Source organism: Kitasatospora sp. NBC_00315 (genome assembly GCF_041435095.1).
Taxonomy (GTDB): domain Bacteria; phylum Actinomycetota; class Actinomycetes; order Streptomycetales; family Streptomycetaceae; genus Kitasatospora.
Map to the genome: position 1 here is coordinate 6,808,717 of NZ_CP108025.1, position 12,411 is coordinate 6,821,127.

11 protein-coding genes are annotated in these 12,411 nt (G+C 73.0%); all 11 read left to right on the forward strand.

Annotation, left to right across the window (positions count from 1 at the left end; all coding sequences use genetic code 11):
• Position 1: 1 nt before the first annotated feature.
• The 11 genes from OG823_RS28550 to OG823_RS28600 all read left to right on the forward strand — a co-directional run bounded on the left by OG823_RS28550 (position 2) and on the right by OG823_RS28600 (position 12,390).
• The gene (locus OG823_RS28550; protein WP_371482964.1) at positions 2-415 is read left to right on the forward strand and encodes a DUF6167 family protein; all 414 of its coding nucleotides are present in this window, start codon (positions 2-4) and stop codon (positions 413-415) included.
• Entirely contained in the window at positions 415-3,084 is a 2,670-nt protein-coding gene (gene alaS, locus OG823_RS28555) for an alanine--tRNA ligase (RefSeq protein ID WP_371482965.1), read from the forward strand. Before OG823_RS28550 ends, alaS begins: the two co-directional genes overlap by 1 nt.
• Entirely contained in the window at positions 3,084-3,575 is a 492-nt protein-coding gene (gene ruvX / locus OG823_RS28560) for a Holliday junction resolvase RuvX (protein ID WP_371482966.1), read from the forward strand. The genes alaS and ruvX overlap by 1 nt, the downstream gene beginning before the upstream one ends.
• Before the next feature lie 133 nt (positions 3,576-3,708).
• Entirely contained in the window at positions 3,709-4,905 is a 1,197-nt protein-coding gene (gene mltG, locus OG823_RS28565; protein ID WP_371482967.1) for an endolytic transglycosylase MltG, read from the forward strand.
• Between the two features lie 152 nt (positions 4,906-5,057).
• Positions 5,058-6,962: an endolytic transglycosylase MltG gene (gene mltG, locus OG823_RS28570; protein WP_371482968.1), complete on the forward strand. Its 1,905-nt coding sequence runs from the start codon at positions 5,058-5,060 to the stop codon at positions 6,960-6,962.
• A 31-nt stretch (positions 6,963-6,993) separates the two neighbouring features.
• The gene (locus tag OG823_RS28575) at positions 6,994-7,824 is read left to right on the forward strand and encodes a shikimate dehydrogenase (RefSeq protein ID WP_371482969.1); all 831 of its coding nucleotides are present in this window, start codon (positions 6,994-6,996) and stop codon (positions 7,822-7,824) included.
• A gap of 227 nt (positions 7,825-8,051) precedes the next feature.
• A complete protein-coding gene (aroC, locus tag OG823_RS28580) occupies positions 8,052-9,236 on the forward strand; it encodes a chorismate synthase (protein WP_371482970.1) in 1,185 nt (394 codons plus the stop codon).
• Positions 9,233-9,751: a shikimate kinase gene (locus tag OG823_RS28585; protein ID WP_371482971.1), complete on the forward strand. Its 519-nt coding sequence runs from the start codon at positions 9,233-9,235 to the stop codon at positions 9,749-9,751. The genes aroC and OG823_RS28585 overlap by 4 nt, the downstream gene beginning before the upstream one ends.
• Before the next feature lie 37 nt (positions 9,752-9,788).
• Positions 9,789-10,877, forward strand: coding sequence for a 3-dehydroquinate synthase (gene aroB, locus OG823_RS28590; RefSeq protein ID WP_371482972.1), 1,089 nt, complete (start codon positions 9,789-9,791; stop codon positions 10,875-10,877).
• Positions 10,874-11,329: a type II 3-dehydroquinate dehydratase gene (gene aroQ, locus OG823_RS28595; RefSeq protein WP_371482973.1), complete on the forward strand. Its 456-nt coding sequence runs from the start codon at positions 10,874-10,876 to the stop codon at positions 11,327-11,329. Before aroB ends, aroQ begins: the two co-directional genes overlap by 4 nt.
• A gap of 92 nt (positions 11,330-11,421) precedes the next feature.
• Positions 11,422-12,390, forward strand: a complete 969-nt coding sequence (locus tag OG823_RS28600; RefSeq protein ID WP_371482974.1) for an AAA family ATPase — start codon at positions 11,422-11,424, stop codon at positions 12,388-12,390.
• The last annotated feature ends 21 nt before the right edge of the window (positions 12,391-12,411 follow it).

Consider the following 12,411-nt stretch of genomic DNA (forward strand, 5'->3'; position numbering starts at 1 on the left):
CATGGTGCGACGCATCTTCTGGATGGCGGTCGGCGCCGGCGCCACCGTCTGGGCCATGAACAAGGCCAACGAGGCCGTGCACCGGCTCACCCCGGACAGTCTCTCCGGTACGGCCGCGCGCGGCGCCCTGCATCTGGGTGACGCGGCCCGGCGCTTCGCCGGTGACGTCCGGGCGGGCATGGCGGAGCGCGAGGAGCAGCTGCGCGGTGACCTCGGGCTGGACGGCACCGCCGTCGTCGAGCCGCGCCGCCGCGCACGGCGCGGCGAGCCCGAGTACCGAGCTATCTCGGCGGCGCCCGGCAGCCCGGCCGCCGCCCTGCCTCCGTCCAGCAGTGCCCGTACCACCCGATCAGCCATCGAACAGACGCCCCGACGCGCGCTACCGCCGCGGGGCAGCGACCGGAAGGACCAATAATGGAGTCGGCTGAGATCCGCCGCCGCTGGCTGCGCTTCTTCGAGGAGCGCGGACACACCGTCGTTCCGTCGGCGTCCCTGGTCGCCGACGACCCCACCCTGCTGCTGGTCAACGCCGGCATGGTGCCCTTCAAGCCGTACTTCCTGGGCGAGGTCAAGCCCTCCTACAGCCGCGCCACCAGCGTGCAGAAGTGCGTCCGCACCCCGGACATCGAAGAGGTCGGCAAGACCACCCGCCACGGCACGTTCTTCCAGATGTGCGGCAACTTCTCCTTCGGCGACTACTTCAAGGAGGGGGCGATCACCTATGCGTGGGAGCTGCTGACCTCCTCCGTCGCCGAGGGCGGTTACGGCCTGGAGCCCGAGAAGCTCTGGATCACCGTCTACCAGGACGACGACGAGGCCGAGAAGATCTGGCGGGACAAGATCGGCGTCCCCTCCGAGCGCATCCAGCGCCTGGGCAAGGCCGACAACTTCTGGTCGATGGGCGTGCCCGGCCCCTGCGGCCCGTGCTCGGAGATCAACTACGACCGCGGCCCCGCCTACGGCGAGGAGGGCGGCCCGGCCGTCAACGGCGAGCGTTACATGGAGATCTGGAACCTGGTCTTCATGCAGTACGAGCGCGGCGCCGGCACCGGCAAGGACGACTTCCCGATCCTGGGCGACCTGCCGAACCAGAACATCGACACCGGTCTCGGCCTGGAGCGCCTGGCCACCATCCTTCAGGGCGTCGACAACCTCTTCGAGATCGACACCACCCGGATGATCCTCGGCCGTGCCGCCGATCTGACCGGCCACAGCTACGGCGCCGGCGAGAAGGCCGACGTCTCGCTCCGGGTGGTCTCCGACCACATCCGCACCTCGGTGATGCTGGTCGGCGACGGCGTCACCCCCGGCAACGAGGGCCGCGGCTACGTGCTGCGCCGCATCCTGCGCCGCGCGATCCGCAACATGCGCCTGCTGGGCGCCACCGAGCCGGTCGCCAGGTCGCTGGCCGAGGTGACCATCGAGGCGATGGGCCCGCAGTACCCGGAGCTGTTCGCCGAGAAGAACCGGATCGTGACCGTCATCGTCGCCGAGGAGGCCTCCTTCCTCCAGACGCTGCGCAGCGGCACCACGATCCTGGACACGGCGGTCGCCGAGACCAAGTCGACCGGTTCCGTCGTGATCGCCGGCGACAAGGCCTTCCAGCTGCACGACACCTACGGCTTCCCGATCGACCTCACCCTGGAGATGGCCGCCGAGCAGGGCCTCTCGGTGGACGAGGACGGCTTCCGCAGCCTGATGAAGGAGCAGCGGGACCGCGCCAAGGCCGACGCCCGGGCCAAGAAGCACGGCCACGCGGACGTCTCCGCCTACCGCGCCGTGGCCGACCGCTCCGGCGCCACCGTCTTCACCGGCTACACCGAGTCGCACGGCGAGGCCACCGTGGTCGGCCTGCTGGTCGACGGCGTCCCGGCGCCGGCCGCGCACGAGGGCGACGACATCGAACTCGTGCTGGACCGCACCCCGTTCTACGCCGAGGGCGGCGGCCAGCTCGCCGACCAGGGCCGGATCCGGCTGGACTCCGGCGCGGTGGTCGAGGTCCGCGACGTCCAGACCCCGGTGCCCGGCGTGGTCGTGCACAAGGGCCGGGTCGTGGTCGGCGAGGTGCTGGTCGGTGCCGGCGCCTTCACCCAGATCGACCTGGAGCGCCGCCGGTCCATCGCCCGCGCGCACTCGGCCACCCACCTGACCCACCAGGCGCTGCGTGACGCGCTCGGTCCGACGGCCGCCCAGGCCGGCTCCGAGAACGCCCCCGGCCGCTTCCGCTTCGACTTCGGATCGCCCGCCGCCGTGCCCGGCAGCGTGCTGGTCGACGTCGAGCAGAAGATCAACGAGGTGCTGGTCCGCGAGCTGGACGTCACCGCCGAGGTCATGACGATGGACCAGGCCCGCAAGTCCGGCGCCATCGCGATGTTCGGCGAGAAGTACGGCGACGCCGTGCGCGTGGTCACCATCGGCGACTTCTCCAAGGAGCTGTGCGGAGGCACGCACGTCGGCAACACCGCCCAGCTGGGCCTGGTGAAGCTGCTCGGCGAGTCCTCGATCGGTGCCGGTGTGCGCCGGGTCGAGGCGCTGGTCGGCGTCGACGCGTACAAGTTCCTGGCCCGGGAGCACACCGTGGTCTCCCAGCTCACCGAGCTGGTCAAGGGCCGCCCGGAGGAGCTGCCGGAGAAGATCTCCGGCATGCTCGCCAAGCTGAAGGACGCGGAGAAGGAGATCGAGCGCTTCCGCGCCGAGAAGGTCCTCGCCGCGGCCGCCGGCCTGGCCGACTCCGCCCAGGACGTGAACGGCGTCTCGGTGGTGGCCGCCCGGGTCTCCGACGGCACCGGCGCCGACGACCTGCGCAAGCTCGTCCTGGACGTCCGGGCCCGGCTGGGTTCGCGTCCGGCCGTGGTCGCCGCCTTCACCGTGGTGAACGACCGCCCGCTGACCGTGATCGCCACCAACGAGGACGCCCGCACGCGCGGCGTCAAGGCCGGCGAGCTGGTCCGGGTCGCGGCCAAGACCCTCGGCGGCGGCGGTGGCGGCAAGGACGACGTCGCCCAGGGCGGCGGTACCGACCCGGCCGCCGTGGACCAGGCCATCGCCGCGGTGCGCGGGCTGGTCGCGGAGCGCGCCTCCTGATGACCGAGCAGCCCCTGGACGAGCGTCCGCCCTGGCGCCGGGGCCGGCGGATCTCCGTCGACGTCGGCGACGCCCGGATCGGGGTCGCCTCCTGCGACCCCGACGGGCTGATCGCCACCCCGGTCGAGACGGTCCCGGCCGGGGGCCGCTCGCAGGCGAGGATCGCGGCCATCGCCGAGGAGTACGACGCGGTGGAGGTCATCGTCGGCCTGCCCCGCTCGCTCAGCGGCAAGGAGGGGCCGGCGGCGGCCAAGGTCCGGCTGTACGCCGGGCAGCTCGCCGCCAGGCTGGCCCCGGTGCCGGTGCGGCTGGTCGACGAGCGGATGTCGACCGTCACCGCGACCCAGGGGCTGCGCGCCTCCGGCGTGAAGGCCAGGAAGGGCCGCTCGGTGGTCGACCAGGCCGCCGCCGTGGTGATCCTGCAGAGCGCTCTTGAGGCCGAACGGGTGAGCGGCAGGCCGCCCGGCGAGAGCGTCGTGCCGGTCATCTGATCGGGCTGGTCTAGCGTCCCTGACGAGGGGCCCGTGCGGACGCGTCCGCACGGGCCCCTCGATCTCTTCCGGCACGTGAGAGGCCGCCGGCTCTCCCACCTGCTCGTCCGGGACAGCCGAGGGGGCCACCGCCATGACCGATCAGGACTTCACCCCCGGGCTCACCCCCGGCCACCTCGGCGCGCCCCCGGTCGAGCCGGAGGGCCGTCCGCCGGGCCAGGGCCCCGCGCACGAGCCCCCGGACCCGGAACGGCTGCGAACCGGGCTCGCCTGCGGGCTGACCGCCCTGGCCCTGGTCGCGGTCTTCGGCGGGATCGGGCTGGCCGGCTACTCGTGGCTGCAGGGCCAGCACAAGCCGCCCGCCGCCGACTACGCGGGCGGCGGGGTGGAGAGCAGCGTCGTCGAGGTCTCCGTCCCGCAGGGCGCGGGCCTGATCCAGATCGCCGGCGCGCTGGTCCGGGACGGGGTGGTGGCCAGCACCCAGGCGTTCAGCAGGGCGGCGGCCACCAGTTCGGGGGCGGCCGGGCGGATCCAGCCCGGCACGTACACCCTGCACCCGAAGATGTCGGCGGCCGCCGCGCTGGCCGTCCTGGTCGACCCGGCCAACGCCAACGGCCTGACCATCCCGGAGGGCTGGCGGGTCGGGCAGGTGTACGCGGCGATCGACCAGAAGCTGAAGCTCGACAAGGGCACCACCGAGCACACCGCGCAGGAGCACCTCGGTGAGCTGGGTCTGCCGGACACCGCCAACGGCAGTCCCGAGGGCTACCTCTTCCCCGCCACCTACAGTGTGACCAGCGACACCACGGCGGTGGACCTGCTCAAGGAGATGGTCCAGCAGGCCGGCAAGGACTTCGCCAGCGAGGACATCGAGACGGTCGCCACGACCCTGGGCCGGACGTCCTACGCGGTGCTGACCGTCGCCAGCCTGGTCCAGGGCGAGGCCGACAACTCCGAGGACATGGCCAAGGTCGCCCGGGTGATCTACAACCGGCTGGCCCAGAACATGCCGCTGCAGCTCGACTCGACCATCAACTACGCGCTCGGCCGCAGCACCCTGGACACCACCGTGACGGACACCAAGCTGGACTCCCCGTACAACACCTACCTGCACCCGGGACTGCCGCCCACGCCGATCTCCAACCCCGGCCGGCAGGCGATCCGGGCCGCCGCGGAGCCGGCCGCCGGGGACTGGCTCTACTTCGTCACCGTCCGGCCGGGCGACACCCGCTTCACCGACAGTCTGGAGCAACAGCAGCGCAACGTGGCCGAGTTCAACGCGATCCGGGCCGCGCAGGGCAGCGCGTCCCCGAGCGGCGGGCAGCACTGAGGGGGTCAGCGGCCAGCCGGTGAGGCGTCTGCGGTACGGTAACGTCTCCCTTCAGGCGCTGCGCTAGCACGCCGGTTCGAGAATTTTGCCGGGACGCCGTCCCGGACGGCCGATCGGAACCATCGGTCGTCTCCGTCGGTATAAGGGGATCGATGACTGATCTTGGTCGGGGCTACGGCTCCCAGGGATCCGAGCCGTGGCTCCCCGGTGATCCGGCGTACGGCGGTCAGCAGCAGCCGCCCCCCACCCCGCAGGACGGTGCCTGGCAGCAGCAGCCCGACCCGGTGCAGCAGGGCTACCCGCAGCAGCAGGGCCAGCAGTACGGGCAGGCGCAGCAGCAGTACGGCCAGCAGGGCTACCCGCAGCAGCCGAGCCCCCAGCAGCAGGGCCAGCAGCAGGGGCAGCAGCAGTACGGGCAGGCGCATCAGCAGCAGTACGGCCAGCAGGGCTACCCGCAGCAGGGCCAGCAGCAGTACGGGCAGGGGCAGCAGCAGTACGGGCAGCAGGGCTACCCGCAGCAGCCGAATCCGGTGCAGCAGGGCTACCCGCAGCAGCAGGGCCGCCAGCAGCCTCCCGTGCAGCCGAACCCGATGCAGCAGGCCGGCCGGCCCTACGGCCAGGGCCCGCAGCAGTTCGGGCAGCAGGGCACGGCACCGAACCCGGCGCAGCAGCCCCCGGCGCAGCCCGGCCGGCCGCAGTTCGGCCAGCAGCAGCGTCCCGTCCCGCAGGCCCGCGCGCAGGCGGCGGAGCCGGTGTCCGCAGGCCCGGGCCCGGACGGCATCGACTGGGAGGCCGAGGCCGCCGCGCTGGAGGCCGGCGCCCCCGTCGAGGCCGCGCCCGCCGAGGAGGACTGGGCCGGGCACGACGACGGCTACCAGGACGAGCACGAGGACGAGCACGCCGGTGGCTTCCTCGGCGAGGAGGACACCTCCCGCGAGGCCCAGCGCAAGCGCAAGGAGAAGGGCAAGAAGTCCGGCCGCCGCAACGGCGGCGCCTGCCTGCTGGTCGCGCTCGTGCTGATGGGCGGCGTCGCGGGCGGCGGCTGGTGGGGCTACGGCTTCTACCAGAGCCACTTCGGGCCGCCGCCCGACTACCAGGGCGACGGCTCCGGTTCGGTGAACGTGGAGATCAAGTCGGGTTCCTCGGGCGGCCAGATGGGCGTCGCGCTGAAGGCCGCGGGCGTGGTCAAGAGCGTCGAGGCCTTCTCCACCGCCTTCGGGAAGAACCCCAAGTCCGGCGGCATCCAGGAGGGCTTCTACACGATGAAGCGCGGGATGTCCGCCGAGGCCGCCGTCAAGCTGCTGGTCGACTCGGCCGGCGGCGACACCCTGATCCTTCAGGAGGGTCTCAGCGCGGCCGAGATCTACGCCAAGATCGACGCCAAGCTGAAGCAGCCCAACGGCACCACCGCGGCCGTCGCCAAGGCCCAGGTGGCCGATCTCGGGCTGCCCGCCTTCGCCAACGGCAACCCCGAGGGCTTCCTCTTCCCGACCCGCTACGGTGTGGCCGAGGGCATGAAGCCGCTGGACCTGCTGAAGCAGATGGTCCAGAAGGCCTCGGCGGAGTACAACGGGCTGAAGCTGGACGACGCCGCGAAGCAGGTCGGGCTCAAGAACGCCTACGAGGTGGTCATCGAGGCCAGCATCCTCCAGAAGGAGGGCAACAACTCGCAGGACTTCGGCAAGATGGCCCGCACGATCCAGAACCGCCTGGCGAACGACGCGCAGACGCAGCACCGGCTCGGAATGGACACCACCCTCCAGTACTCGCTGGGTCGCAAGGAGCTGACCCAGAAGGAGATGGACGACGCCTCCAACAAGTACAACACCTACATCAACCCGGGCCTGCCGCCGACGCCGATCTCCAACCCGGGCGAGGACGCGATCAACGCGGTGCTCCACCCGGCGGACGGCAAGTGGCTGTTCTTCATCGCGATGTCGCCCTCGAACACCCGCTTCGCGGAGACCTACGCGGAGCATCTGGTGAACGTGCAGGAGTACTGCACCAACGCCGGCCAGGGTTTCGACAAGGTACGCGGGCACTGCACCACCAAGTAGCGGCCGCCGGAAAGAGCAAGGACGAAGGATCGTGACGAGCAAGCACAGGGCCGCGGTACTCGGTTCGCCCATCGCGCACTCGCTCTCGCCCGCGCTGCACCGGGCCGCCTTCCGGGCACTCGGCCTGGAGCGGTGGAGCTACGACCGCTTCGAGGTCGACGAGGCCGGGCTGCCCGGCTTCGTCGCCGGGCTGGACGAGGCCGAGTGGGCCGGGCTGTCGCTCACCATGCCGCTCAAGCGGGCGGTCGTGCCGCTGCTCGACGAGGTCAGCGACACCGCCGTGTCGGTGGACGCGGTGAACACCCTGGTGTTCACCGCGGACGGTCGCCGCACGGGTCACAACACCGACGTCCCCGGCCTGGTCAACGCGTTGCACGAGCGGGGCATCAAGAGTGTCCCGGCGGCCGCCGTGCTGGGCGCGGGGGCCACCGCCTCCTCCGCGCTGGCCGCGCTCGCCCAGGTCTGCACGGGCGAGGTGACCGTGTACGTCCGCAGTCCCGAGCGGGCCCGTGAGATGGCCGCGCTCGGCGAGCGGCTGGGCCTCGTCCTGCGCACCGCCGACTGGGAGCTGGGGGCCCGGGCGCTGGAGTGTCCGCTGACCGTCTCCACCACCCCGGCCGGGGCCACCGACGTGTTCACCGCCGGGCTGCCCCCGGCGCCCGGCGCGCTCTTCGACGTGCTGTACCACCCCTGGCCGACCGAGCTGGTGCGGGCCTGCGCTGATCGCGGCGCCACCGTGCTCGGCGGCCTCGACCTGCTGGTCCACCAGGCCGTCCTGCAGTGCGAGCTGTTCACCGGCGTCGCCGAGGGCCCGCTCGCGGCGATCCGTACGGCCGGCGAGGCGGCGCTCGCCGCGGCCTGAACCGCTCCGCCCGGCGCACCCGCGTCCTCCTCCCGTCACACCGGGGCGACCGTCCCGACCCGTGCCGTACCGCTGTCCGTCACGCGGACCGTGCACCCGGTGGTCGCCCCGGCATGAAAGGATTCGGGGGTGAACGCGGGGCCGGTCCGACCTGGGGGCCCTCGGTAGGAATGCCCGGTCGGCCGCGCGGTGAGCGCTCCGGCCGGTCCGCTGACGAAGGAGCTCCGTTGGGTACGTTGCGCTGGCTGACGGCGGGGGAGTCGCACGGCCCCGCACTCGTCGCGACGCTGGAGGGCCTGCCCGCAGGCGTGCCGGTGACCACCGAGCTGGTGGCCGACGCACTGGCGCGCCGCCGGCTGGGCTACGGCCGCGGCGCCCGGATGAAGTTCGAGCAGGACGAGGTGACCTTCCTCGGCGGTGTCCGGCACGGCCTGACGATGGGCAGCCCGGTCGCAGTCATGGTGGGCAACACCGAGTGGCCCAAGTGGGAGCAGGTGATGTCGGCCGACCCGGTCGACGCCGAGATCCTGGCGGGCCTGGCCCGCAACGAGGCGCTGACCCGCCCCCGGCCCGGCCACGCCGACCTGGCCGGCATGCAGAAGTACTCGATCGACGAGGCCCGCCCGATCCTGGAGCGCGCCAGCGCCCGGGAGACGGCCGCCCGGGTCGCGCTGGGCGCCGTCGCCCGCTCCTACCTCAAGGAGACCTGCGGCATCGAGCTGGTCTCGCACGTGGTGGAGCTGGCCGCCGCCAAGGCCCCGGCCGGTGTGCTGCCGCTGCCCTCGGACGAGGCCCGCCTCGACGAGGACCCGGTGCGCTGCCTGGACGCGGACGCCTCCAAGCGGATGGTGGCCGAGATCGACCAGGCCCACAAGGACGGCGACACCCTGGGCGGCGTCGTCGAGGTGCTCGCGTACGGCCTGCCGCCGGGCCTCGGCTCGCACGTGCACTGGGACCGCCGGCTGGACGCACGGCTCGCCGCCGCGCTGATGGGCATTCAGGCGATCAAGGGCGTCGAGGTCGGCGACGGCTTCGAGCTGGCCCGCATCCCGGGCTCGCAGGCGCACGACGAGATCATCCCGACCGCGGAGGGCGTCAAGCGCGCCACCGGCCGCTCCGGCGGCACCGAGGGCGGTCTCTCCACCGGTGAGCTGCTGCGGGTGCGCGCCGCGATGAAGCCGATCGCGACCGTGCCGCGCGCGCTGCAGACCCTGGACGTGCGCACCGGTGAGCCGGCCAAGGCGCACCACCAGCGCTCCGACGTCTGTGCCGTCCCGGCGGCGGGCATCGTCGCCGAGGCGATGGTGGCCCTGGTGCTGGCCGACGCGGTGAGCGAGAAGTTCGGCGGCGACAACGTCTCCGAGACCCGCCGCAACGTGCAGGGCTACCTCGACCACCTGATCGTCCGATGACCGCTCCGGTCCTCGTGCTGGTCGGCCCGCCCGGCAGTGGCAAGACCACGGTCGGGCGGGCGCTGGCCGAGCGCCTCGGCGTCGAGCTGCGGGACACCGACGCGGACGTCGTGGAGCTGGCCGGCAAGCCGATCGCCGAGATCTTCATCGACGAGGGCGAGCCGTACTTCCGCGAGCTGGAGGCGCGCGCCGTCCGCGAGGCGGCGACCGGGCACCGCGGCGTGCTGGCGCTGGGCGGCGGCGCGGTGATGGCCGAGGCCACCCGCGCGCTGCTGGCCGACCTGCCCGTGGTGTTCCTGGAGGTCCCGCTGGCCGACGCGGTCAAGCGGGTCGGCCTGGACGCGCCCCGACCGCTGCTCGCGGTCAACCCGCGCGCCCGCTGGCGGGAGCTGATGGACGCCCGCCGCCCGCTCTACCTGGAGGTGGCGACCGCCGTCGTCAGCACCGAGGGGCGCAGCCCGGAGCAGGTCGCCGACGCGGTGCTCGAAGCACTGGAACTGAAGCCCGAGGAGTGAGACTTCCGATGGGACGCCCGAGGAGTGAGAAGGCAGCATGAGTGACATCGTCACCATCTCGGTCGGCGGCAGCGCCGGCCACGACCCGTACGACGTGCTGATCGGCCGCCAGCTGCTCGGCGAGCTCGGCCGGCTCATCGGCACCAGGGCCAGGCGGGTCGCGATCATCCACCCGGAGGCGCTGGAGGCCACCGGCGAGGCGATCCGCGAGGACCTCGCGGCCGAGGGCTACGAGGCGATCGCCCTCCAGGTGCCCAACGCGGAGGAGGCCAAGAGCGCGGAGGTCGCCGCGTACTGCTGGTCCGTTCTCGGGCAGACCGGCTTCACCCGCAGCGACGTGATCGTCGGTCTGGGCGGCGGGGCGACCACCGACCTGGCCGGCTTCGTCGCCGCGACCTGGCTGCGCGGGGTGCGCTGGATCTCGATGCCCACCACGCTGCTCGGCATGGTCGACGCGGCCGTGGGCGGCAAGACCGGCATCAACATCGCCGAGGGCAAGAACATGGTCGGGGCCTTCCACCCGCCGGCCGGCGTGCTGGCCGACCTCGACACCCTGGAGACGGTGCCCAAGCACGACTACGTCTCCGGTCTCGCCGAGGTGATCAAGGCGGGCTTCATCGCCGACCCGGAGATCCTCGACCTGGTCGAGGCCGACCCCGAGGGTGCCAAGAGCCCCGCCGGAGCGCACACCCTGGAGCTCATCCGGCGGGCCATCCAGGTCAAGGCCGACGTGGTCTCCGGAGATCTCAAGGAGGCCGGCCGGCGCGAGATCCTCAACTACGGCCACACCCTCGCGCACGCCATCGAGCGCAACGAGCGCTACAAGTGGCGGCACGGCGCGGCGGTCTCCGTCGGCATGGTCTTCGCCGCCGAACTCGGCCGGCTCGCCGGGCGGCTCGACGACGCGACGGCCGACCGCCACCGCACCGTCCTCGCCTCGGTCGGCCTGCCGCTGACCTACCGCGCCGACGCCTGGCCCAAGCTGCTGGACGCGATGAAGATCGACAAGAAGTCGCGCGGCGACCTGCTGCGCTTCATCGTCCTCGACGGCCTGGCCAGGACCTCCGTGCTGGAGGGCCCCGACCCGTCGCTGCTGGCGGCCGCCTACGCGGAGGTGTCGGCATGACCGGCGCCCCCGTGACCCGGGTGATGGTGCTGAACGGCCCCAACCTGGGCCGCCTCGGCAGCCGGGAGCCCGACGTCTACGGCGCCACCTCGTACGCCGGCCTGGTCGAGCGCTGCACCGCACTCGGCAAGGAGTTCGGCTTCGAGGTCGAGGTGCACGAGACCAACTCCGAGCAGCAGATGGTCGAATGGCTGCACGAGGCGGCCGACGGCCAGGTGCCCGTGGTGATCAACCCGGGCGCCTTCACGCACTACTCGTACGCGATGCGCGACGCCGCCGCCCAGCGGACCGCCCCGCTGATCGAGGTGCACATCTCCAACCCGTACGCGCGCGAGGTGTTCCGGCACAACTCGGTGATCGCGGCGGTCGCCTCCGGCACCGTCGCGGGGTTCGGCCTGGGCTCCTACGAACTGGCGCTGCGCGCCCTCGCCGAGCAGCTGACCACGCGCTGAGGCGGGGCCGGCGGCCCGGGTGGCGGACTGTGCCCGCCCCCGGGCCGCCGTGTAGTGTCCCCGTCGGGACGGGACGGTGTCGGGAGGTGACCGTGACTCAGTACGCAGGGGGAGGTCAGGTGCCGCCCCGCCCGGTGGCTCCGCCGAATCCGGCCGGTCCGCCGGACGCCGTGGCCGCTCCGCCGGGCGCACCCGCCGCCGCGCCGACGGTGTCGCCCCCGTCGTCCGCGCCGATCGGTCTGACGATCCTTCCGGTGCTCACCGCCCCGCCGTCGGCGCCGCCCGCGCCCTCGCCTACGCCCCCCTCGCCGACGCCGTCCGCGACCCTGGCGGGCCGCCCGCCCGGCCGGCCCCCGTACGGCGGACCGGGGCCCGGCCAGGCCCCCGCCCCTGCCGCCGGGCCCGCGCCCGCCGCACTGCCGCCCGGTGCCACCGGTCACTTCCTGCTGCCGTCCGGTGCTCCGGTCCAGTTGCCGGCGCACGCTCAGCAGCAGCACGCGCCCACCGGGCCGATCGCGGTGCTGCTGATCGGGCCCGCCGGGGCCGGCAAGACGACCGTGGCCCGGCACTGGGCCGAGCGCCGGCCCTCCCCGACCGCGCACATCAGCCTCGACGACGTCCGCGAATGGGTGCAGTCCGGGTTCGCAAACCCCCAGTCCGGCTGGAACAACGCCTCCGAGGCGCAGTACCGGCTGGCCCGCCGCACCTGTGGCTTCGCCTGCCGCAACTACCTCGCCAACGGCATCTCCTGCATCATCGACGACGCCGTCTTCCCGGACCGCCCGGCGATCGGCCTCGGCGGCTGGAAGCGTCACATCGGCCCCGGCATGATCCCGGTGGTGCTGCTGCCCGGACTGGACTCGGTCCTGGCCCGCAACGCCCGCCGCAGCGGCAACCGGCGGCTCAGCGACGAGGAGGTCGCCCGGATCCACGGGCGGATGGCCGGCTGGTACAACTCCGGGCTGCCGATCATCGACAACTCCCAGCTGGACGTGGGCGCCACCGCCGCCGCGCTGGACCGGGTGATCCTCGCCCGCCTGCTCGGCCACCCGGTGCGCTGAGCCCGCGAGGCCCGGGGCTGT